The organism is Agaribacter marinus (genome assembly GCF_030160655.1).
Taxonomy (GTDB): domain Bacteria; phylum Pseudomonadota; class Gammaproteobacteria; order Enterobacterales; family Alteromonadaceae; genus Glaciecola; species Glaciecola marina.
Genome location: NZ_BSOT01000006.1, coordinates 122,304 through 145,848 on the forward strand (window position 1 = coordinate 122,304; position 23,545 = coordinate 145,848).

General features: G+C 39.8%; 20 protein-coding genes and 1 pseudogene. 9 read left to right on the forward strand and 12 right to left on the reverse strand.

Annotation, left to right across the window (positions count from 1 at the left end):
- Positions 1 to 33: 33 nt before the first annotated feature.
- Positions 34 to 1,632: an amidase gene (locus tag QQK00_RS11435; RefSeq protein WP_284217709.1), complete on the reverse strand. Its 1,599-nt coding sequence runs from the start codon at positions 1,630 to 1,632 to the stop codon at positions 34 to 36.
- 310 nt (positions 1,633 to 1,942) lie between these two features.
- On the opposite strand from QQK00_RS11435, the gene QQK00_RS11440 reads away from it, so the two are divergent.
- The 3 genes from QQK00_RS11440 to QQK00_RS11450 all read left to right on the forward strand — a co-directional run bounded on the left by QQK00_RS11440 (position 1,943) and on the right by QQK00_RS11450 (position 6,858).
- A complete protein-coding gene (locus tag QQK00_RS11440) occupies positions 1,943 to 2,725 on the forward strand; it encodes a delta-class carbonic anhydrase (protein WP_284217710.1) in 783 nt (260 codons plus the stop codon).
- A 150-nt stretch (positions 2,726 to 2,875) separates the two neighbouring features.
- Entirely contained in the window at positions 2,876 to 4,135 is a 1,260-nt protein-coding gene (locus QQK00_RS11445; protein WP_284217711.1) for a cyclic di-GMP phosphodiesterase, read from the forward strand.
- A gap of 86 nt (positions 4,136 to 4,221) precedes the next feature.
- Positions 4,222 to 6,858 (forward strand): ATP-binding protein, encoded by a 2,637-nt coding sequence (locus QQK00_RS11450; RefSeq protein WP_284217712.1) that lies wholly within the window; start codon positions 4,222 to 4,224, stop codon positions 6,856 to 6,858.
- A gap of 14 nt (positions 6,859 to 6,872) precedes the next feature.
- Here QQK00_RS11450 and QQK00_RS11455 read toward each other — a convergent pair whose 3' ends face one another.
- The 3 genes from QQK00_RS11455 to QQK00_RS11465 all read right to left on the reverse strand — a co-directional run bounded on the left by QQK00_RS11455 (position 6,873) and on the right by QQK00_RS11465 (position 9,074).
- Positions 6,873 to 7,487 carry a tRNA-uridine aminocarboxypropyltransferase gene (locus tag QQK00_RS11455; protein WP_284217713.1) on the reverse strand — a complete coding sequence of 205 codons (615 nt, stop codon included), beginning with the start codon at positions 7,485 to 7,487 and terminating at the stop codon, positions 6,873 to 6,875.
- 6 nt (positions 7,488 to 7,493) lie between these two features.
- A complete protein-coding gene (locus tag QQK00_RS11460; protein WP_284217714.1) occupies positions 7,494 to 8,000 on the reverse strand; it encodes a DUF2721 domain-containing protein in 507 nt (168 codons plus the stop codon).
- Positions 8,001 to 8,159: 159 nt separating this feature from the next.
- Positions 8,160 to 9,074, reverse strand: a complete 915-nt coding sequence (locus QQK00_RS11465; RefSeq protein ID WP_284217715.1) for a LysR family transcriptional regulator — start codon at positions 9,072 to 9,074, stop codon at positions 8,160 to 8,162.
- A gap of 179 nt (positions 9,075 to 9,253) precedes the next feature.
- Between QQK00_RS11465 and QQK00_RS11470 the strand changes: the two genes are divergently transcribed.
- On the forward strand, positions 9,254 to 9,727 hold the full coding sequence (locus tag QQK00_RS11470) for a DoxX family protein (RefSeq protein ID WP_284217716.1): 474 nt from the start codon (positions 9,254 to 9,256) through the stop codon (positions 9,725 to 9,727).
- 252 nt (positions 9,728 to 9,979) lie between these two features.
- On the forward strand, positions 9,980 to 10,891 hold the full coding sequence (locus QQK00_RS11475) for an alpha/beta hydrolase (protein WP_284217717.1): 912 nt from the start codon (positions 9,980 to 9,982) through the stop codon (positions 10,889 to 10,891).
- A gap of 442 nt (positions 10,892 to 11,333) precedes the next feature.
- Here the strand turns inward: QQK00_RS11475 and QQK00_RS11480 are convergent, their stop codons facing one another.
- From QQK00_RS11480 to QQK00_RS11490, 4 genes and pseudogenes are all read right to left on the reverse strand, one after another.
- Entirely contained in the window at positions 11,334 to 12,659 is a 1,326-nt protein-coding gene (locus tag QQK00_RS11480) for an ATP-binding protein (protein WP_284217718.1), read from the reverse strand.
- Between the two features lie 204 nt (positions 12,660 to 12,863).
- Positions 12,864 to 12,932 (reverse strand): annotated as a pseudogene (locus QQK00_RS20520) (hypothetical protein); the annotation flags it as partial.
- A 193-nt stretch (positions 12,933 to 13,125) separates the two neighbouring features.
- The gene (locus QQK00_RS11485; protein WP_284217719.1) at positions 13,126 to 16,326 is read right to left on the reverse strand and encodes a DUF3427 domain-containing protein; all 3,201 of its coding nucleotides are present in this window, start codon (positions 16,324 to 16,326) and stop codon (positions 13,126 to 13,128) included.
- 340 nt (positions 16,327 to 16,666) lie between these two features.
- Complete coding sequence (locus QQK00_RS11490) at positions 16,667 to 17,530, reverse strand: YicC/YloC family endoribonuclease (protein WP_284217720.1); 864 nt, start codon at positions 17,528 to 17,530, stop codon at positions 16,667 to 16,669.
- Between the two features lie 148 nt (positions 17,531 to 17,678).
- Here QQK00_RS11490 and rph point away from each other — a divergent pair, with 148 nt between their 5' ends.
- From rph to tusA, 3 genes are read left to right on the forward strand one after another with little or no spacing between them, the layout of a single operon-like run.
- Positions 17,679 to 18,392 carry a ribonuclease PH gene (gene rph / locus QQK00_RS11495; RefSeq protein ID WP_284217721.1) on the forward strand — a complete coding sequence of 238 codons (714 nt, stop codon included), beginning with the start codon at positions 17,679 to 17,681 and terminating at the stop codon, positions 18,390 to 18,392.
- Between the two features lie 48 nt (positions 18,393 to 18,440).
- Complete coding sequence (gene pyrE, locus QQK00_RS11500; RefSeq protein WP_284217722.1) at positions 18,441 to 19,082, forward strand: orotate phosphoribosyltransferase; 642 nt, start codon at positions 18,441 to 18,443, stop codon at positions 19,080 to 19,082.
- A gap of 10 nt (positions 19,083 to 19,092) precedes the next feature.
- Positions 19,093 to 19,347, forward strand: a complete 255-nt coding sequence (gene tusA, locus QQK00_RS11505) for a sulfurtransferase TusA (RefSeq protein WP_284217723.1) — start codon at positions 19,093 to 19,095, stop codon at positions 19,345 to 19,347.
- 107 nt (positions 19,348 to 19,454) lie between these two features.
- On the opposite strand, the gene QQK00_RS11510 is transcribed toward tusA, so the two are convergent.
- From QQK00_RS11510 to QQK00_RS11525, 4 genes are all read right to left on the reverse strand, one after another.
- Positions 19,455 to 20,219 carry a class I SAM-dependent methyltransferase gene (locus tag QQK00_RS11510; RefSeq protein ID WP_284217724.1) on the reverse strand — a complete coding sequence of 255 codons (765 nt, stop codon included), beginning with the start codon at positions 20,217 to 20,219 and terminating at the stop codon, positions 19,455 to 19,457.
- 45 nt (positions 20,220 to 20,264) lie between these two features.
- Positions 20,265 to 20,849 carry a YqaA family protein gene (locus QQK00_RS11515; RefSeq protein WP_284217725.1) on the reverse strand — a complete coding sequence of 195 codons (585 nt, stop codon included), beginning with the start codon at positions 20,847 to 20,849 and terminating at the stop codon, positions 20,265 to 20,267.
- A 24-nt stretch (positions 20,850 to 20,873) separates the two neighbouring features.
- On the reverse strand, positions 20,874 to 22,190 hold the full coding sequence (locus tag QQK00_RS11520; protein ID WP_284217726.1) for a metal-dependent hydrolase family protein: 1,317 nt from the start codon (positions 22,188 to 22,190) through the stop codon (positions 20,874 to 20,876).
- Positions 22,191 to 22,297: 107 nt separating this feature from the next.
- Positions 22,298 to 23,188: a DUF3014 domain-containing protein gene (locus tag QQK00_RS11525; RefSeq protein WP_284217728.1), complete on the reverse strand. Its 891-nt coding sequence runs from the start codon at positions 23,186 to 23,188 to the stop codon at positions 22,298 to 22,300.
- 212 nt (positions 23,189 to 23,400) lie between these two features.
- On the opposite strand from QQK00_RS11525, the gene QQK00_RS11530 reads away from it, so the two are divergent.
- Positions 23,401 to 23,544 carry a hypothetical protein gene (locus QQK00_RS11530; protein ID WP_284217729.1) on the forward strand — a complete coding sequence of 48 codons (144 nt, stop codon included), beginning with the start codon at positions 23,401 to 23,403 and terminating at the stop codon, positions 23,542 to 23,544.
- The last annotated feature ends 1 nt before the right edge of the window (position 23,545 follow it).

Below are 23,545 nucleotides of genomic sequence, written 5' to 3' on the forward strand. Positions count from 1 at the left end.
CCAACTTGTTTGGGCTTTTCTAATTAATATAGATTATTTTGACAAAGGTGCTAATGCTTTTTGTGTCTCAAAATGATCAAACCCACTTCCCGCAAAGCTTGGCATCATCAATTTAGGCGCGGCTTGTTCTAATTGCCATGCGATGTTGAGTAATAATTGTTCGTCCCAAGCTTTGCCAATAAAACTGATGTTAAGTGGTAAACCTTTCATTGACCCCATTGGAATACTAACCTGCGGATAGCCTGCAATTGCTGCCATCCAGCCTGCGCCAGCATTGCCGCCGGGAAAGCTATCGCCAAAGATTGGGTCAATCAAAAACGCGGGTGTTTGCGAGGGTGCTACTAGCGCGTCTACTTGATACTCGGACAGCAGTTTATCGATGCCATTTTTACGGGTAGCATCGGATAAAAATTGCTTAATGTCTTCATATTCATCATTGTAGCCTTGCGTTTCTTGTGCCTGTTCGAAGATACTTTGATCAAATAGGGCTAACTCACGCGCAGATTGAGCATTAAATAGTATTAAGTCCGCCAACGTACGGTGCTTGTTTATTGTAGGCGTATTACTTAGGTAATGGTTAAGCGTTTGTTTAAACTCTATGAGTAATAATTTCAATGACTTATCCCAAAAACCATCAGGTGTTTCTAAGGCGTCAATGTTAACCAATTCAACACCCAAAGATTCTAGTGTCGCCAATGATTCATTGAATGCTTCTATAATTGCGGGATGACTAGACTGTGTACTTCTTAATACCCCTAAACGTTTACCCTTAATTGTGGCTGTCAGTTGTTGGCTATATGATGTCTTGTTTTCGTCGGCTAAAGATGTTGCCGCGTCTGTTGGATCGCTTCCTGCCATAACTTCTAACATAAGCGCTGCGTCAGCAACACTCAAGGTCATTGGTCCTGCCGTGTCTTGCGTGACCGATATAGGCACTATATGTGTTCTGGACAACAAACCTACAGTAGGTTTTACACCTACCACGCCATTCATTGCGGCAGGACAAATAATTGAGCCGTTCGTTTCAGTACCAATCCCTAACGCTGCGAAGCGAGCTGCAATCGCTGCGCCTGTGCCCGATGACGAGCCACATGGGCTTCTATCTAAACTGTGAGGATTGCGTGTTTGGCCACCAATACCACTCCACCCACTAATTGAGTCATAAGATCTAAAATTTGCCCATTCAGACAGATTGGTTTTACCAAGAATAATCGCGCCGGCGTTTTTGAGTTTTTTTATAATGGGGGCGTCTCGCTGCGTCATATTTTGCTGTAAGGCTAAAGAGCCAGCGGTGGTTGGCAGACTTGCTACTTCAATATTGTCTTTTACCAACACAACCGTGCCATGCAGTGGTCCTAGCAGCTTCCCTTCATTTCGTTGTTTATCACGCAATTTGGCGAGACTTAAGGCACTTGGGTTTAAGGCGATAATCGCTTGAATTTTTATTCCTTGCCTATCCATCCCCTCTATACGTGCTAAATAACTGCTCACTATCTCAGCTGACGTAATTGTGCCCGCTTGCATTCTTGCCAATTGTTCTGTTGCGGTCAAGGTGTATAGCGGAACCGCTTTTTCGTTCGCCCAAGTAGCAGCGCCTACGAATAGATATAAGATAATAAAAAATAACCGCACGTTAAGCTCCTAAGTCATTAGCTGATGTTTATTTTGTATTCACCGTTTTTTTCGAATTACTTGTAAGTAAATAACTAACATTGACGTTTGAATTACGTAAAATGTAGCAAAAAAATGCTAAGATTATGATAATTAAATGAAATTAATTTACTTAATCGCAAATAATTGATGTGTATTATACAGTTTTTGTATAGATTCTAGCGTAATTCGGTAAAATGAATATATACAGAGCTGAACTATCTTCTGAATAAGCCGTAAAGGAATTTAAACAACAATTGTAAATGAAATTGTAATTACTTGAGGATAAATAATGAGAAAAGTTGCGTTAGCGAGTGTGCTATCTGTTTTGAGTTTCGCGTCTGTAGCAAATGTATGTGAAGGTTATGGGCCTCAAACGCCCCGAGACATTGATTCGCTTGAGGGAACCAACAAACGAATTTTCAGTATCGCACCGCCGTCAGAGCAAATGAATTTATGTAATATTCATTTTCATAACAACGCTGAACATAAGGCAAAAGACTTTTCTATCTACGCTGGTGAAGGAGACAAGGGTTATGGTGGTGGCTATATGTGTGGCATTAGTAAAGAACTGTCTGCAGCCGAGCTAAAACCTGTTAAAGGGAAGGTATGTGGTGGTTTGGAACCAGGTGATACGATTGAGATGCATTGGGTACATTCATCATGTGACGTAAAACCGGGCGCTGGTTTAGGTAGTTGTTTATCTGACACTTGTGCGAACCCTAATCTACGTGTAGAAACTCAAGTATTCACCTTGGTAAATGATTCGTCTGCAATGGATTTCAATGATATGGATTATGATGGCAATATGATTGATGGTTACCATCAAGCGAAAATGATCCCAACGACGACTGGTGCACCGGTTGAATTTTTAGGATCTACTACTGGTCCATCATACGATGCAGCGCAGAAGTGCTCTCCATTGCAGGTGACATGGTCAGTGCGTCCTCAGTGTGCGAAGCTTGATATTAATTCGATCGCAAAATGGTGTGAGAGCAATGAGTTTGACGAGAAAAAATCGCATGGTGTGCGTCAATTAGTGACCGACAAACGTTTACTTTCTGTTATTCACTAAAAGATACTCCTCGTGTGATAACACGCTTGTATCAATAGTTGAAGCCGCTGATTGTTCAGCGGCTTTTTTTTTGTAAAACTGAGGCTAAGTTCACAAGCATTTTCCTTCGCTGCCGATAAATAAATACGTTTGACGCATTCTTAGTTATCAATGACACATAATACTTTTTTGACAATTCCAATTAGTGAACTTAGGCCTGGCATGATGGTGCATAAGATTGGCGATCAAACAGGTAAACTTTCAGTAAAAAGTAGGGGAAAGGTAAAGCACCCAGCCATTATTGATCAATTGATTGCATGCGGCGTGCAAACTGTCGTTATTGAAAGAACCAAGCAAGTTACTAAAGAAACGATTCAGGCCTTAAATAATCGTAAACACGCATTAAGTAAGAAAACACTCAATATCACGCGCAATCAACCGGTAAATGCTGCATTCGAGTTAAGTGATGATGCACCGCAAAATAGTATAAGTGTAATACCAAGTTCGCGCGCTGAAGAGTTTCAGTTTGCGGAGCAACTAGTCATTGACTGCAAAGACCTATACAACTTACATAAATTGCGTGCAGAAAAAAGTTTGTCGATCGACATTACTCAAGCCTTAGACATAGTGAACGACGTCTATGCTAGTTTAATAAGAGACCCAAACGCTTTATTGTGCGTCAGTATGGTAAGAACCAAGGGGGATTACTTTGCGAATCATGCAATGCATGTCTCTATTTTACTTTGCTATTTTGCGCTTCAATTGGGCATGTCAGAAAGTGACTGCAAGCGTCTATCAATTGTCGGGTATTTATATGACATTGGCATGGTGAAAATTCCGCATGAGATCACGCATAAACTGGATCGCCCAACAATAGATGATTTAGTCACTATCCAATCTCATGTGCAACATTCACTAGACTTAACTGCCCCGCTAGCGATGGACAATGAGCAGCGCTTAGCGATAGAGCAACATCATGAGCGCTTAGACGGTACCGGCTATCCTTATGGTTTGGAGGGAGAGCAAATTCATAAATACGCTAGAATGTTAGCCATCGTAGATTGCTATGACGCAATGACGTCAAATAGACCCTTCCAGAAAAAGCGTTCACCGGCATCGGCACTTAGGATCATATGTAACAAAGACTTTGGATACGATCAAAAGTTGGCGCTAAAGTTTGTGCGCTCTCTTGGGATATACCCAGTCGGTTGTTTAGTCGCATTGTCTAACAAAAAAATTGCGTTAGTGACTGAGACTAACCGAGCAAAACCACTAAAACCTAAAGTGAAAGTATTCTTTTCTACTGCGAGTATGCAAGCCATCACTGCTCAGTATATAGATTTAAATGATGAAACCGATGATATCGTGATTGTTAAGCCAATTATTGCGGAACATTATGGCATTAAATTAGCTGAAATTGATTTAGGTTAATAATAATCAAAATAAATAATGCTAATTTCTTATAATTTGATAACTTGGTTGTTAACGTTAGTGACCATAAAAGCCGTAATTAACAGATGCGTTATTTATTCGAGATTTTCTTTGCCGTCAGTCTATTGATATCAATATCAATAGCGGCACAAGCAAAATCAGAGAATATTCTTATCATTTATCACCTCGGTAACGACGACACTGTTTATCAAAGTTTCGAATCAAATTTAATAGAGCAGTTAAATGCTAAGCTAGATGATCCGGCTATTTTCGTCGAACATTTAGATTTAAAACGCTTTGGATCTTCTGAGTATACGAATGCAATGCGTCGCTTAATTTTGGAAAAGTACACAGATATTAACCTTGACGTAATTCTCTTTAATACTGCGCAAGCAGCCTCGGTATTTGACTTTGACCATTTGGTGCTAGCTAACAGCCACAAATTTATTCTTGAGCGATTGTTTTCATCAACTGAACCGTCGTCTCCCCTTATACATAATATTCCTTTGTATCCCAGATATGATGTATTAGTTGAAAGTGCAGGCGAACTCACTAAGCGTAGTAAGATATTTGTATTGACTGCGGTAAATACTACCCAGCAGGAAAAAAACATTCTTGCCCAATTAGGTAATACGAAAGTCGACGTAGAGTTCTTACCGTTTATTAACACTGCTCAAACGATAAATTTACTGTCGCGTTTAGATCAAAGTACGCCACTTATCATTCCTCCGACGTTTGCTGAGGGCGTAAACTCTGTGAATAATCCTACACAGACCCTTAAACGCATTTCACGCATTGCCAATCAACCGATATTCGTGCCCTACGATTCGTTGATAGTTGACAATGTTGTGGGAGGGTACGTTCTTTCTTCCGCAGCGTCTGCCGCTTTTATTTCAGATCAGATTCGACTAGTCACCAATGGGTATTTGCCAGAAACGAATAGCGCAAATATTCATAACTATGTTTTTAATTTTCGAGCGCTCAATTTACAACGACTACCTATAAACAAACTGCCTGAAGGCCATATTATCCTCGATAAGCCAGCCAGTATCTTTGATCTATTCCTGCAAGAACTGCTGTACATTGTGTTTGTACTATCGATTCTTTCTGGTGTTGTAATATTCATGCTTTATTCAAACCGGCTATTGCGTGTGAAACAGGAGCAACTAGCAAGTTCACAAGCTAGCCTCAAGCGTTTTAATGAACGCATGGATGTCGCAACCAATGCCACCCGCATTGGTATTTGGGAATACGATTTACAAACAAGTGGCCTTTATTGGGACGCCGCGATGCATGTGCATCATGGCATTGAAGAAAATCGATTTAATAACAAACTTAGCAATTGGTTGGATTTACTCAATGTCCAAGACAAGGTGCAACTGGAAGCGTTAGTGAATGAGTGTGTGCAAACCGGGGCATCATGGAGCCTACGGTACACAGTGTCAATCAAAGGTAGTACAACGTATTTAACGTGTAATGTGACTAGTGTAAAAGACGCCAATAATAACGTTATTCGCTTAGTTGGTACGGTATTGGATGTGACGGAAAGTGAATTGCATCAGCAACGCTTGCAAGAACAACGATTTAAAGCGGAACAAGCGACAAAAGCAAAATCAGAGTTTTTAGCTAACATGAGCCATGAAATTCGCACGCCAATGAATGGTGTTATTGGCGCGGCTGATTTGCTGGCGGGTACTTCGCTTAGCGAAAAACAGTCTCAATATGCAAATATGATCAAATCATCGGCCGGTGGTTTACTACACATTTTGAATGACATTCTCGATTTATCAAAAATCGAAAGTGGGAAATTGCATATTGAAACGTCGCCATTTGACTTAAAGATGCTGGTGCAGCAGACGATGTCGACGTTTACACTAGAAATCGCGCGTAAAAAGTTAAAGTTTAAATTGCATCACCCGAATTACATTCCAGATGTGGTCAAATCCGATGCGCTACGAATTAAGCAAGTACTCTTCAATTTAATTGGCAATGCCATTAAATTTACTGAAAAAGGATGCATATACCTAGCGCTTGTTTACGATGCAAGTAATGCAGACTCTGACCAAGGAACCCTAAAGTTTACGGTGACGGATACGGGGATTGGCATTTCTTCTGATGATCATGAGCGTATCTTTAGTAGTTTCGAACAAGTGAACTTTAATAAACAATTCATTGCGCAAGGAACTGGACTCGGTTTAAGTATTTCGAAAAAATTAGCGCAATTGATGGGCGGAGATTTATCCGTTAAGAGTATTGTAGATAAAGGCAGCGCGTTTACCTTGTCAGTGCCTGTCACTGTTATTGATAAAATTCATCTAAGTGCTAACTTGGTTACTAAGGTAGACAAACCTGATCTCAAGAATAAGAATATTTTGGTGGTTGACGATAATGAGATCAATCAGACGATTGTGGGTGAGATGTTGTTGGATTGCGGTGCGGATGTGCAATATGCAAATAATGGTGCTGAAGCGGTTGATATGCATAAAGCTGATAGGCCATACATCATTTTAATGGATCTTTTGATGCCAATTATGGATGGCATTGAAGCTACTCGAGTTATTCGTGAATATGAGGTGGCGCACAAGATACCCAGAACTACAATAGTGGCACTTACCGCGCATGCGCTTAAGGGGTACGAAGACAACTGCAGAGAGGCGGGTATGGATGACTATTTAACAAAACCCGTCAATCGACACGAATTATACGCTGTCTGCCGCCCCTGAATTTTCGTTATCTTTTAGGGCTTACTGTACGTTAGCCAATGACTTTTTAATCCAGCGAGTGCGTTTTGCAACGGCCTAGGATCTATTTTATAAAGCACGTCTAGCGAGTACGCAAGTGCTTCGAGTGTAGACAATTGATGGTTTTTCTTTGATCTACGAATGTCATATTGTCTATTTGGTGGCGTATCGAAATGGTGTGCCTGTAAACCATGTAACCATGGGTTCGACTGCCAAAGCGCATACGCTTGCCGCCAACTGCCATCTAATAGAATCAGGTGTTCATGCGCCAAGGTTAATGCCTTCAATGCCTTATCTTTGCTTCCTTCAACATGTTTTAATATTGTCGATGCTGACTCAATAGGCGTACTTAACGCCGATGGGTAGATTAAGGTCGTATTTAGGGCATTTGTGTGTTTTTGCGCATTATCAAAGTCAGCAGGTAAATGGCCTACATAAATTGTTGCATTGGGGATTACTAACCCAATGAGTTTAGCTGTATTTTTACTATGCCCCGTTTCTTTTGGATGTTGCAAAATCGAAATTTTGGGGCAATGGTAGATTTTAGAAATTGAATGGCAAAGGCAAACTTTTTCTGGAAAGCCACAAGCTGCGCAGTATTGCCTTGACACAAAGCCTTACTCGCAGTAATTAGTTTCTGGTATTCGGAGTGTTGCGCTGGCAATACCGACTTCAATAAAGAAGCATATCAAACCACCAAAAATTGCACTCATTGTAAACATGTAAAGAAAGAGAATAATTGAATCTAGAGGCACAGAAACAATACCATTCAACAATAATAGAATGACGGTTAAGCAAACAAAAATAGCCGCGCCCGTTAGGAAGTTAATTGCCCAATTAGCAAATCGCATACGTCGTCGAAGTGCATTTAGTTCCTTACATTGTCGCTGGTTAAATTCAACAATAGTGCCCAAAAAACGCTGTTCTTCATAATAGCGTGCGCGGTCTATAACGCGCGCTAATCGACCCGTTACTACATTTAACATTTGACCAATTGCGACTAACAAAAAAACGGGTACTAATGACAATTGTATCAACTGTACGACGGAAGTATTGTCTACGTGTATTTCCAAGGTATTACTCTGCGTTAGGATGTAAGGTACTCGGCTTAGCTTGGGAAGCAATATCAAGCCTTGGTGTATTTCACCATATAATACAAAATTATCAATGATTATAAAGAGTAAGCGTGTTTTTATTTTACGAGCGTTTATCTCATAGATAGTATCGACTTGAGCAAATAATGCTTGAATACAAAAGTACGGATATTTATCTGCATTGTGTCCTTAAGTGTTAAAATGGTCCCAGTATGGTGGGCTTCCATAATAATCATCAAAAAATGCTAAAAATACACGTAACTTACTTGCGAGTAATTTTCGGTGCGGATATACGGCATATAAACCAACGGGGTTGGGTTCAAATTCAGGCAATATAATCTGAAGTTTACCCTGTTTAAGTGCTTCACCTGCAATGAATGTTGGTTGATATACGTAACCTTGTCCAGCAACTGCAGCAGCAGTCAATACTTCGCCATTATTTGATACAAAATTAGCCCCTTGTCTGTATTTCTTTTGCGTTAGAATGTTTAATAATGGTGAGTCATTTTGATGGCTTTCCATATGGCTATACCTAAGATAATGCTCTGGTATTAGCTCTTCGGGTGAATTAGGTTTTCCATGTTTGTTAATATAGTCTGGTGAGGCACATAGTACTAAGCGAACAGATGCGAGCTTTTTTGCAATCATGGAGGAGTTTTTTAAGCTACCGATACGTAGCGCAAGATCAAAACCCTCTTCTATTACGTCGATTTTTCGATCGTTGAGTTGCAAATTTACGGTAATTGCTGGGTATTTAAGTTTAAAGTCAGCCAATAATTGTGCTAAATGCAGTGTAGAAAATGATACCGGCGCATTAATATTTAGTATTCCTTGCGCTTCTTGAGTCAATTGTCCGAAATAGCCTTCCATATCATTCATGCTTTCTAGTATGTGTTGTGCATGCTGAAAGCATTGCTCCCCTGCTTCGGTTAAGTGAACTTTACGGGTTGTCCTGTTAAAAAGTCGAGTATTTAAGAGCTCCTCTAAATGAGAAACGTATTTGCTTACTAGCTGATTTGAGATATCTAACTTTTCAGCAGCTTTAGTGAAACTACCCTCGTTTGCAACGGTAACAAAAGCATTCATTGTGGTTATTCTGTCCATATATTCTGTCCGTATAACGTTGATTCACTTGTTAGATAATAAAAATTATCAACGTATTGTTGGTAATTATTCAATAATATATCTATTTATCTATAAATTAGCTGGTAGTAGTCTTATATGCAAGCTGATTAGAACGACTAGATAATCAGATTTACTACACAATTTATCGGAGACATATTATGAATAAGCAAACTATCTTAAAGTTAATTGCATCTAACAAGAATCTTGGTTCTCTTGCGCTAAGGGTCCCATTGGGCATTGTACTTGCTGCGCACGGTGCACAAAAATTATTTGGTTGGTTTGGTGGTTATGGACTTGAAGGTACAGGGCAATGGATGGCAAGTATTGGGCTTGTGCCTGGATTTTTAATGGCTTTATTGGCTGGGTCCGCAGAGTTTTTTGGTGGTTTGGCATTAGTGGTTGGTTTACTTACGCGTCCGGCTGCGCTTATTAGTGCATTTACAATGATCGTTGCTATTTTTAGTGTACATATTAGTAACGGCTTGTTTATGTCAAATAACGGTTATGAATTCGCGTTGGTGTTGTTGGCTGCGACTATCGCGCTCAGCATACAAGGTGGCGGGCGTTTTTCTGTTGATAATTGGATAGGTGAGCGTATAAATAATTCGCAAAGCAAAGGTATAGCCGGGTAATCAGAACGGGTATAAAGGCGCCTTAGCTGATGCGCCATATATTGCTTCAACGCTTTCAAATGTCGTTAAGAAAGCGTTGAATGTTATTTTTAAAGGGGTCCACGCTCCATGTTGATGTGCCTCATGAGTAGCCATTGCCATTAACTGCCTCAAATAACTATTGCCACCCACTAACCCTAGCAACTAATGGTAGTAACGCTATGAATATTACGATAGCGTATGTGCATATCGAATCTAATACTAAGTGTATTCATGCATCAAACTCAAAAGGTATACTCAGAAAAACGCCCCATTCTATTTGGCATTGTTTTTATATTGGTGAATTTGACTAGTTTTTCTGTATTTTCACAAGCAATCATTGAGCTGCCGCATAAAGATACTGAAGGTGTTGAATGGGATACAAAAGAACGTGAATTCTTTTCTGAGGCGTGGGGTGGTCTGGCAATTACAAATGTTGCTAGGCCTGAACTAGTTGTATTCAAAGCGCCTGAAAAGAATCGCAAGGATATTTCCGTTATTCTTTCACCTGGCGGCGGTATTTATGCGCTGAGCATGCAACACGAAGGCTATAGTGTGGCTAAATGGTTGAACGAACAAGGTATAACCGCATTTATTCTGAAGTATCGGCTTGTGCCAACGGGCGAAGATGGCATTGCAGAGTTGGCACATATAGCTAGCACAGATAACAATGCTCGAATAAAAAAAACGCAGAAAATATTACCTTATGCCGTCCAAGATGGATTAAGTGCCGTTAGCTATGTCAGAAACAACGCAAAGAGTCTTGGCGTGAGCCCAAATAAAATTGGTTTTATGGGCTTTTCTGGCGGTGGCGTCATTTTGTTTGGTGTAATGAATGAAGCAAATATGCAAAATAGGCCTAATTTCCTCATACCTGTTTATCCGGGGACAGATCTTATATTGCCCAAACCAGATAAACATACGCCACCTACCTTGTTTATCGCTGCTGCTAACGATCAGTTAATCGATGCTACGGTGTTTACCGGTATTTTTAATCAATTCCATACCGCTGGCGTAAGTACCGGTATCTATTTGTACAATGACGGAGGTCATGGTTTTGGTACTTGGTTGAAAGATAAACCGGCATCAAAGTGGTTAGAAAGTAGCTACGAATGGATGATGGATTTATCGTTTGAAGAGGAGTAAGCAATAGAAAGGTTTTTGAAGAAAACCTCATAGCTGTACTTTATTTTCAACGGATGACATAGGCATTATCCATTCGCTTTGAGCTATTTAAGTACTTGCTCACAACGACTCAATCCGTAAAGCTTGCCAAAACTGAGGTTTTAAGTAGGAAATTCCAAAGTAGCAAACCACTCCTTAGACATTGCACTGCCCACCACTTAACGATTGTTTTATTAAGGAAATTTGTAAACTGATTTGGTCGGAGAAAATAAAAACCATTAATTTGAGTTAATTAAGCTGGGTTTGGACAGGGTGATTTAGCTTGATGTCACCATTTGGTTTTAAGTTAGTTCTAAACACAAAAAAGATCGAGATAACTTAAAACCGGAAACGTATTTTAATTTAACATTTTAGCAAATGAATTACAGCGATACAGAACAATTCAATAAACCACTTTTACATATTAGTCATGAGTATTGATGAACTGCTCAATTTTACTTACATAGTATAGTGGTAATACTAAAGCATTTGGGTTATCTGCTGAGCCTTGTGAACCTATCAATTTAATTGTCTTTTTGGGTTGGTAACGTTGAACATATACATCGAGTGATTTTGCCCTTGTTCGCTTACTGCTTTTGACTTCAATCGGGAAAATACTTCCTGATTCATGCTTGAATAAAAATTCAATTTCACTTCGAGCATACTCCCAAGAATAGGTTGGGCTACCATATTTGGCTATCAGCTCATTTTGCACAAAGTTTTCGGCTATGTAGCCTTTATAGTTGAATCCTTGATCTTTGTGCTCTTTGTATGCAAGCCCGAGCATATTTCCTAGTAACCCAATATCGAAAAGGAAAAGCTTGAAGATATTTTCCTTAGCTAATGCGGGTAATGGCGAACTTGGCTGAGTATCGATAGGTTGGCATTTCGATAATAATTTACACTTGTCCAACCAATTAATTGGCCCTGATAATTCTTGATACCTTGTTTTCTTCTGAATAACATCTTTAAACTTAAACCGCTTTACTGAGTCATCAATGTTTTGTGAGAGCTGAATAGGTATATTATGAAATATAGCTTGAATATGTTGCGCTGAAACTTTGTCTGAATACTTGCCAAAGTCACGCTCATAACCAGCAATTAAAGCTTTGTGAATTTGATTAACTATTTGTGTCCTTTCGAAAATTCCAGTTGATTCTTCTGCCTCAAACCACGCGTTAACTGCCTCAGGCATGCCTCCAACATAATAATAATCGAGCAACAAACCAAACAACTTATCATGTGCAACAGATGTCATTTTGTTTTGCTGAAACGATTTAATCAGAGGTGCTTTATTTGAAGCTAGTAAAAACTCTTCGAAAGTAAGCGGATAGAGTTCTAGCAATTCTACTTTGCCAACGGGAAACGAACCTAACAAACCAATGTTAGAGCCTGATGCACAAACAAACATCTCAGGGCATTGTTCTGAAAAAAACTTTAAAGAACTAATTGCGGCTTGGCACTCTCCAATTTCATCAAAAATAATTAATGCGTTATCGCGCTGAATGCTTACATTAAGCTCAAGCTCTATATTATCCAGAATTTCTTGCGGCTTTAACGAGTCATTAAAAAGATTTGCTAACGAAGGCTGCTCTAAAAAATCTAAACGAATAACTTGCTCGAATTGAGCGCCAAATAGCTTTTCAAGTAAGTACGACTTACCTGTTTGTCTCGCGCCATCAAGAAGAATAGGCTTACGAGCCTTTTTATCTTTCCAAGCAATAAGCTTTTGAAGTAGTAACCGTTCCATTACATAGCCACGTTTAAAAAATCCACTTACCAATGAGTATATGAAAACTCATCTAAATGCGCAATTAAATGCTTTGATAATACATTTTAATGCGCATAAAAGTGTTGTTTGTTATCGTATTTATCCGCAAAAAAATGTAATTTGGCTATTTTTTTATAATCCACTTTTGCACATCAGTTAACCGTCAACCGACATTACTAGCAGTTAACGGTATTGTGCAGGAAATTTTCCTTCGCGCTCTAAGCGCCAAATAGTCGTTCTTGATAACTCGGTAAGTTCTTAAACTTTTTTCGAACGTGTAATGGTCTAAGGTGCAGTTCAAGTGATCACTGCAACGCTCTTGTCAATTTTGTGTGATGTCATTTTACGGCTCATATTTACCTCATTAGTTGGGGGTAGTGTACCTCTGATAAGGTGTCCGGAAAAAGTAGACCGTTACAGATGTCTAAAAGAGCACATCTTTAATCTAACCAACAGCCAACCTAGCCGTCTCATGCCACAAATATGCTGGCATGGGATGCTTTAACTTCCATGTAATATTCATAGGTTGACTACCTTCATGTTTAACGAAATCAACAGGGCCAAAGTTTACAAACCCCATTGTTCTGCCATTTGCATCTTTGGCTTGCTCACGTACAAATAAGAGGAATGTTTTCTTATTTTCTTTTTGTTTTATATAGCCTAAGCCTCTACCTGAAGTCGGTTTAGCACTATTTTGAGTTTGCCAATGGAATAATGTTGGGCTAATTGCGTAATCATGATACATGGTTGTTGCAGAAAACTGTTTTTCACACTTATCTAAAGTTACAAATAAAAGCTCTGTATTGGCATCTGCAATATTTAGCACACCTTCTCTACTTGATGATTTTTTAGCAAAAGTACTATCTCCAAAAGCTATCAATATATGTTCCTTGGGGTAGCGAACATGCATTTTCAAAACAGAAGTATCGATTATAGAGTTTCCAACAGAAGGCATATCAAACTCCTTAAACTCAAGGCGTTCAATAAGCAGTGATATAACATCTGATAACTCACTTTTTAGTTTACTGTGATTTAGAGAGGCTAAACTACTAACAATCGAGTCAAAGTCTGCTTGAGCGCCTGTTTTATCCCAAAAGTCATAGTGGCACATTGTGCCGAATAAATTATTGTGCCTCGCAGGCACGGATTCAATATTTTCTAAGTTTGGTAATTCCAAACTGCTTTCACAAAGTGCCTTAATGAATGTGAGGTAATTTAATGAAGTACAGCTCAATAGACGATTATTGATTGCACGATAGTAAGCCGCATAAATAGCTTTATCTTCTTCGTTTATTTCTTCCTCATTGCTTGTCGCAATTAAAGTGTTCCATCCTCCAAATTTACCTACTTTTACCTTGTATATGTCTTCTATCGATATATAGGGATATATATGCAGGAAGTTGCGTAAAGTTAAAGGTAACTCAGTAACATGTGGGTAGTTTAAGATTAGACTCATTAATTTGTTTTTATTCAGAGTTGCTTGTGAAATGTTCTTGAGGATCATTTGTTGAGTTTTTTCTTGCAACTCAATTCGGCACCCTAAAGGTAAATGGGGGAAGCCTTGCTTAACTTCTTTAGAAATGGATTGGCTGGTTTTACCTACAAGTGCTCTGAATTTATGAGAAAAGTCATACTCTGGGCGAGAGTTACCAACAAAATCAATTATAGTGCAGCATTCTTTATCTCCAGTTAACCTCAATCCTCGTCCTAATTGCTGAAGAAAAATAGTTAAGCTCTCCGTTGGCCTCAAAAACAACAAGGTATCTAACTCAGGTATGTCTACGCCCTCATTAAATATATCAACAACGAACAATACATTAATCTCTTTTGATCTCAAACGCTGCTGCTGTATATCTCGCTCTTTTGTATTGTCGCTAGTCAAAACACCGCAAGCGATATTATTTAATGTGAATTTCTGAGCCATAAAGTTCGCATGATCTTTACTGACACAAAAAGCCAACGCTCGCATTTGCGATATATCAGTAACTATTTCTTCTAAGCTTTGAAAAATTCTAAATACTCTTTGGTCATTATAGGTATAGAGTTTAGTCAGCTCTGCAATATCGTATCTACCGTTAGACCAAGATACATTTGTCAAATCTGTTTCGTCGTTTACGGCAAAGTATTGGAATGGAGATAAATGACGTTGATTAATCGCTTCAGGTAATCTGATTTCAGCAGCGATAACGTTGCAAAAATCTTTAAGAATATCAGCTCCATCGTGTCTTTCAGGAGTGGCTGTCAGCCCAACTAATATCTTGGGATTAAAATGCTCTAGTATTGCTCTATAGCTATTTGCAGCAATATGGTGAACTTCATCAATGACTATGTAGTCAAAATAATCTTCAGTTAACTGAAGGTTAGGTAGTTGGTTGTTTAAGCTCTGAATTGAAGCAAATAGTTGATTGTATGCGTTAGGTTTATTTTGACTGACCAATAACTCACCAAATTGACTGTTTTTAATAACTCCACGATATGCACTTCTTGCTTGTTTAAGGATTTCTTCTCGATGAGCAAGAAATAAGAAATTTGCTTCAGGTTTCTTGGCGTAATAATCAGCGAAATCGAAAGCTGAAATTATTGTTTTTCCTGTACCTGTTGCTGCAACTACAAGATTTCTATATCTACCATGCAGCTCTCTTTCTACCTTTAACTTATCTAAAATAGCTCGCTGGTGTGAGTGTGGTTGTATATCAAAATAAAAGCTCGGAGTGGATGTGTCAAATGTGCCTTTTGCTTCTTGTAAGGCATTGGTTAATTTTTGCTTACTTTCCGTTTTGCCATTAAATATTTCAAAGTCTGATGATTCCCAATATGTTTCAAAGATACTTAGTGACTTTTCAATTATGTGTGGAATTTCTTGTGAAGTTATTTTTAAATTCCACTCTAAACCATTAGTTAATGCCGAGTGAGATAAGTTAGAAGAACCTATATAACCAGTATTAAATTTGGTATCGCGTATGAATAGGTAAGATTTGGCGTGTAGACGCTCTCTGTTAGTGTTGTAGCTAAGTTTTACTTCCGTATTAGGTAAGGATGCCAAAAACTCAACTGCTTTGGCGTCAGTCACTCCCATGTAAGAAGTCGTTATAACTTTTAGTTGTTTTCCGCTGCGAGCAAATTGTTCCAATTCCTTTTTGAAGATTCGTATGCCAGCCCATTTGATAAAAGAAACTAACCAATAAATTTTATCAGAAGACTGAATCTCACGTTTTAACTCTGTCTCCAATGAAATACCAACATTGCTACCACAGAAAAGTTCACTTTGTGTCAGCCCAGTTAAAGGCATTATACCGTCGATATATTTCGGTAGGTCAGATGATATGGGGTTTTGTTTATCTAGCAGCGCTGTGAGAATCTTTCCTTGAGTATCAATCAAGTTTTCAGAAATTAATTCATGATCACTGATATGGGTACTGAGCCACGCAATGACTTTGTTGGCCAAATTGATTTGTTCACAGACTCTATTGTCACCACTCGGTATAGAATCCATCGCGATTTCAATAATTCGAGTTAAAAACCGAGACAGCCACATCGCGGCTTCCCCATTCTCTAATGAACGTTCACCAACATAAAAAGTGTCTCTATCTAACTCTTGTTCAACCAATTGGGTGATTAGTTGCTCATATATGCCAGCTTGATTCATAAAGTTCCTTTTTAGTCATTGATTCCTTGAGAATAACTGAAAAGTGAATTTGGGTAAAAGCTTAATGGTATGGGCATAATCTTTAAACAGATCAGGCAAATAAGTATTATTAATTATTAGAAAACTAGTTTTTTTATTTTTGAAAAAGTTTACTAGAATATGGATTAGCAAAATGAAAAATGGCTGACTCGCCATATGACTCGTTTTTCTGATTTAGAAATCGAAGGGAACTGAAGGTTAATAAAGGCCAAGAAGGTTTAGAGTTACCGTCAAGGCACTATTTGATAGCACCATGACGGTAAATGACGGTTTATAACCCTATGTAAAGGTTAATAAACCTCTATTCTATATTCTGGATCTGCTCGCGCATCTGCTCAATCAACACCTTCAACTCAACCGCCGATTGGGTGATTTCGGCGTTAATTGATTTCGAGCCTAGAGTATTGGCCTCGCGGTTAAACTCTTGCATCATAAAGTCTAAACGTCTGCCAATGGCGCCGCCTTTTTTGAGGATTTTTTGCGTTTCGCTAACATGTGATTTTAAGCGGTCAAGTTCTTCGGCAACGTCGGATTTTTGTGCCAGTAGCACCATTTCTTGTTCTACGCGACCGTCTTCTAATTCAATGTTGGCGTCTTTAAATTTGTTCTGAATACGTTCTTTTTGCCATTCAAGTACCGTTGGCATTTGCTGTTCTACTTTTTCTGCTTCAATCAAAATTGACGACATGCGTTGGTCGATAAGCGCCGCCATGTTAGCGCCTTCACTGGCCCGCGCGTTAATGAAATCGTCGAGTGTATCGTTAAAGCTCGCCATCATCGCTTGCTGTATAGCATCGATATCAGCCTCTTCGGCAGAGGTAACACCTGGCCAACGCAGTATGTCTACAGGATTAACTTCACCACTGGCACCATTATTGGCTACCCAATTTGCTGCGTCGATGATTTGTGCCGCAAGGGCTTCGTTTATTGTCACGCCGGTGGCGTTGGCTTCGTTTGCGCTAAAACGCAATGAACATTCAACTTTACCTCGTTGTAATTTTTGACGAAAGCGCTCGCGTAACATAGGTTCTAAGCCGCGGAATTGTTCGGGTAAACGGAAGAACATTTCTAAATATCGTTGGTTAACAGATCTGATTTCCCACACAGCTGTTCCCCAATCCGCTTTTAGCTCTCTGCGTGCAAATCCGGTCATGCTGCAAATCATAATGTCTTCCCAATAAATAGTTGATTAAGTTAATAAAAAGTAAACAATGTTAAGTATGCTATTTTACCTCAAGTTTGTTGGATTTGCTCATTTTAAACTACTTCTCTATTCGCTATAATTAATCTTAATTAAACAAGGAGCCAATTTAATGCGTCCAAGTAGCCGCACCGCGAGCCAAATACGTCCAGTTAGCATCACCCGCAATTATACAATTCATGCAGAAGGTTCTGTATTAATTGAATTCGGCAATACCAAAGTCTTGTGTAATGCGAGTGTCAATGAGGGCGTTCCTCGTTTCATGAAGGGGCAAGGAAAAGGCTGGATCACAGCAGAATATAGTATGCTGCCTCGCGCTACTCACACGCGCTCTGATCGCGAAGCCGCTAGAGGTAAACAAGGCGGGCGAACGCTTGAAATTCAGCGTTTAATCGCACGATCTTTGCGTGCAGCTGTCGACCTTAAAATGCTAGGCGAAAACACAATTGTAGTCGACTGTGACGTGATTCAAGCAGATGGTGGCACACGGACTGCCTCGATTACTGGTGCATGTGTAGCGCTGGTTGATGCGCTTTCACATATGCGTACAAAAGGCATAATTAAAAATAATCCGCTGAAATGTATGATTGCCGCTATTTCGGTTGGCATTTTTCGGGGAACACCCATTGCGGATTTAGAATACTTGGAAGATTCAGAGGCCGAAACTGACATGAATGTCATCATGACAGACACAGGTAAACTGATAGAAGTGCAGGGAACAGCGGAGGGGGAAGCGTTTTCGTTTGACGAGCTAAACGAAATGTTAGGGCTTGCAAAAACAGGCATTAATGAATTATTCGACATTCAACGTACTGCGCTGAGTTAGATAATTCTTTGAATTGATTATCTTATAAAACACTAGTGAGAGCCTATTATGCAAGACTACAAAAGAGAGTTTATTGAATTTGCTATCAGGCGAAAAGTATTACGTTTTGGTGAATTCACCCTTAAATCTGGGCGCGTAAGTCCGTATTTTTTTAATGCGGGTTTATTTAATAGTGGTGGTGATTTAGCCAAACTGGGTCGCTTTTTTGCGTCTGCTATTCAAGCAGAAGGGATTGAATACGACGTATTATTTGGTCCTGCATATAAAGGTATTCCGATTGCTTGCGCGGCTGGTATTGCGCTAGCAAATAGCTTTGGGGAAGATGTACCTTATTGTTTTAACCGTAAAGAAGCAAAAACTCACGGTGAAGGCGGCAACTTAGTGGGTAGCCCGCTGGAAGGCCAAGTATTGCTAGTCGATGACGTTATTACTGCGGGTACTGCTATTCGTGAGTCTATGGATATCATTAGTGCAAACAACGCCAATTTAGCTGGTGTGTTAATTGCGCTTGACCGACAAGAACGCGGTAAAGGTGAGCTATCAGCCGTGCAAGAGGTGGAGCGAGACTTTTCTACTAAAGTGTTTTCCATTGTGACCTTAGACGACTTAGTTGCGTATTTACGCACGCATCAAGATGCGGCGGGTGCCATCGAATCGATTGATGAATATCGCTCGCAGTTTGGTATTTAGTCTTTCGTAAATGTCTAACGAACGTAGTTTTGAAAGCGCGGATCGCGAGTTGGATGCATTAGGTTTGCGGTGTCCTGAACCAGTGATGATGGTACGTTTAGAAGTGCGCAAGATGAAAGACGGCGAAACCTTATGTATTGTGGCGGACGATCCTGCCACTACCCGAGACATTCCAAGTTTTTGTCGTTTTATGGAACACCAACTATTGCGCAGTGATACCCAATCAATACCCTATAAGTTTTTGATTAAAAAGGGTTGTGCCTAAGCGGTCGACGCTAAACTTATTTGTTGTACGCTACTGAAAAAGACGAATCAAATGTCGCATTCGATTCGTCTTTTTTGTGTTTTGGAAATTGAACAAACTGAAAGTAGTTATTCAGGTTTCATAAACTTCAGTGTCCAGCGGTCGGTATTGCCAGAAACGCTTCTTGCACCCACTTCGTACTCAAGTTCATCATCTTCCCTATGATGCAAACTTGAATAATCGACTAATACAAAACCTGCATCTTGAATTTCTTTAATTGCTTTCACTGGGTCAAAGCGGCGTCTATTACTCGGGGTCATCGGCTCCATATGTCTGGCGGTATGATCAATAACTCCGTATATACCACCTGGCTTTAGTGCTTCAAACGCCGCTTTATTCATTGCTTCACGACCTTGATCACCAAAGTTGTGATAGTTTCTAAACGTTAATACCATATCGGCATTTTCTACGCCTAAAGAATCAATTTTTAGCGAGTAAAAACGAGCGCCATCCTCACGCCATAATTCTGCGTCTTGTGCTGTAATAGTCATGCGCTCAAAGCCCGGTAAGGTAGACAAATTCTTTTCTATTCTAGACGTACCAATGGCTGCTGCATAACTGCCTTTTTCGGCAAGAATCGGCACGAGCAGCTTTGTATACCAACCGCCACCAGGAATTAATTCGACAACACTCATATCATCTTCGAGACCAAAAAATGCTAAGGTCTGCGCCGGTTTTCTGTTCTTGTCACGATCAACCTCTGCTTGTGAGCGCACATCTGATGCTATTGCTACTTTCAGTTTGTCTGCTACATTTGCCATACTAAAACTTGACGACAAAAGCAGCCCACTAAAAACACTGATATAAAGGCTACCACGCACTAATCTGTTCATTTTTGTCTCCGTTTGTTTACATTTTCTCAGTATGAGCGACACATTTTAGTGACTCGCGAATACTGTATACTTTAAGGTAATAATTATACTGATGATTGCGATGCTGGTCGCAATCGCTTGCCATTTATACTTTCTGATAATTTTTTCGGTTTTGTTTCCAAACAACTTTACCAATAACGCTATGCCAAAATAACGAATAAAACGACTACTTGTGACTGCCAGCATATATAAGAACAATGAATAGCTTGTTACTCCCGCGGCTAACATCGCTATTTGCAGAGGGATTGGCGTAACACCTGTGGAAAACACAAACCAAAAGCCATCGTTTTTCATCATGTCCTGAAACATAGAGAATTGTGCGTCGGTTGTCAGATGTGTCATCACAAATTCACGCAGTACATCAAATAAAAAGTAGCCAACAGCATATCCGACTAACGCACCTAGCATACAACCGAGAGTCGTTATTGCCGCAATTAACCATAACTTTTCACGACGGGCTTGCATTAGCGGAACAAGAATCGCTTCAAGTGGTATAGGTACAATGATAGATTCTAAAAAAGATGCTATACCAATACTGGTAAGCATATGTTTTGAATGTATTATTCTTTTAGTGCGTGCTTTTATCGACACTCAAATACCTAAGCGCTTCACGCTCTACTGTTGTTTATAAACCTTTCCGTCTTTCATGATAAAGTCGATATTTTGAAGCAAAGTAATGTCATTTGTTGGGTCACCTTTTACTGCAACTAAATCGGCAAATTTGCCTTCCTCAATAGTGCCCAATGTATCCTGTACTTTAAGTAACTTTGCGGCATTGATGGTTGCCGATAGAATAGCATCCATTTCGGACATACCGGCTTCAACCATTAACGCAAACTCCTGACCATTGTCGCCATGCGCCGATACGCCAGAATCTGTGCCAAACGCAATTAACACGCCATCTTCATGGGCTCTTGCAAACGTTTGTTGAATGAGTGGGCCGATAGTGGCTGCTTTAGGGCGCACTATGTCAGGAAAGTATCCGTCTATTTTGGCTTTTTCAGCAACGAAATTCCCAGCCAAGATGGTCGGCACGTAATATACGTCATGTTTACGCATTAATTTAATGATTTCCTGATCCATGTAGGTGCCATGTTCAATGCTATCGACGCCAGCTAAAATCGCGCGCTTCATGCCTTCTTTTCCATGCGCATGCACCGCAACCGTCATGCCATAATCTTTAGCGGTTTGGACAACAGCCTCTAATTCATCGGTCATAAATTGCGGATTCTGTCCACTTTTCGCAACAGAGAGCACGCCGCCTGTGGCTGTTATCTTAATGAGATCTGCACCATCTTTATATCGTTGACGTACCGCTTCCCTTGCTTCCGCAACGCCATTAATTACGCCATCTTGTGGTGTTGGTGCGCCCATTAAGTGTTTGTGCATGCCATTGGTAGGGTCGGCATGACCACCTGTCGTTGCGATAGACTTTGCAGAGGTATAAATGCGAGGGCCATCAACAACACCTCGGGTAATCGCGTTTCTAAGGGCAACGGTCTCATTATAGGAGTCACCAAGGTTTCTCACGGTTGTGAAACCCGCTAGCAAGGTTTTTTTCGCATAATTTACCGCTTGAATGGCGTAGTCAGCTTCATTGTTTGTAAATCGCTTTAGGTAGCCGGCAGTGCCTTCATGTTGAAAGGTTAAATGCACGTGCATATCCATTAAGCCGGGCATTAAGGTATAGTCGCTTAAATCAATGAATGTATCCGCTTCATTGCCCTTGCGTATACCATCTTGAATTTCAACAATTTTATTGCCTTCAACAATCACGGTTTTATCTTCGGTAACACGAGAGTTAGTACTAGTGATAAGTTTACTGACATATATGTAAGTAGCGGCATATGCAGAGTGAGTTGTGAGCAAGGCGAGTAGAAAAAATGCAATACAGCGTTTAGTATATTTTGTCGTTATTTTTATTTTATTCATGAGTGTAGAAACCTGCCGAACCATGTGAGCATTTAGCACTATTTGTAGTGCCACATTAGGGCAAAATTACTCACAAATCAAAAGAAGTAAAAAACAGGCGTAAATATCTACTGTAGTTCGGCCTTCAAATCACGTAGTACTTCTTTTAATCGACGGATGTTGTCTGGTCCCATTCGAAGCATTTGTTTTTGTGGAGCACTAAGTGCTTCGATGCGTTCATCCTTAAATTTATACATTACACTATCTGTATACACTTCAATGGGCACTGGCACTTGTGGGGTATTTAATAAGGTATCGAGTGCATCAATTAACGCATCATCAAAGCTTGCTCCTGGTCTAGAAATCTCTGCATAACGTTCTTCAATAACGGGTTTGTATTGTTCAAATAATTTGATGAGTTCATCAGTATCGAGACTTTCAAGCACATCTACATATGGAGTGTAACGCTGAAAACTAGCAGGGTCTATCCATTGGCGATCTGCTTGTGTATATACCCTGAAAGATTGTTGAGGTGGAACAACGAGAGCATCCTTAGGCGATGCTTCAGCATTTGCTAGATTACTCACGTTAATCACAAATTTTTGAATGAGCGCATCATTAACTAGCAAACGCACAAATGCTGGCGAGTCGGTCACTTGCGCAAGCATGGTTTTGACGACGGCATCACTTACGTCAATTTCAGGCTTTGTTACTGGTTCCGGTATTTCTTCAATCACGGGAGGGGCAGTGGTTGTTTCGTCTTTTTGGTTTTCCCCGATAACAACTTCCTTCATGTCAGGTAAAGGCTCAAATGTGTCAGACGATTCCACGTTATCGTCTGAAATAGTGTCTGCCGAAACTACTGAGTCTGTTTGCGTAGATACTGGCAATTCAACAGGTGCTGATGGTTGTTCTGATGTGGTTGGCCAAAAGAGAATAACGAGTAGCATGATAGTTAACGCCCCCGCAGCAATTAGATACGGCTTCATTTGTGCTAATTGACTTGGTTGCTCAGACATATTCACTCTCCGTTAGATTACTCTAGCTATGCACTTCATGACTCTACAGTATACATATTGTCGACTCCATAAATTTCAATAAATTCAATTTAAACGCAGCGTTGAAGAACAGGTTCAAGTGATGCTTTGACTTGAATATGGTATGTGTCGAATCTATTTTTCTATGATACGCGTAATTTAAACAATGAAAATTATGTTAATAGGGAAGTAAATTGACAAAATTCTTATTTGCTAGCTTACAAAATGCGTCTATACATATTGAAACACTCGAAGTACATTCTTTTGAAATGATTGGAAATCCGAAAAAAGCTGAAAAGCCCATGTCATTGCCCTTTAGTATGGATTTACCCTACTAGC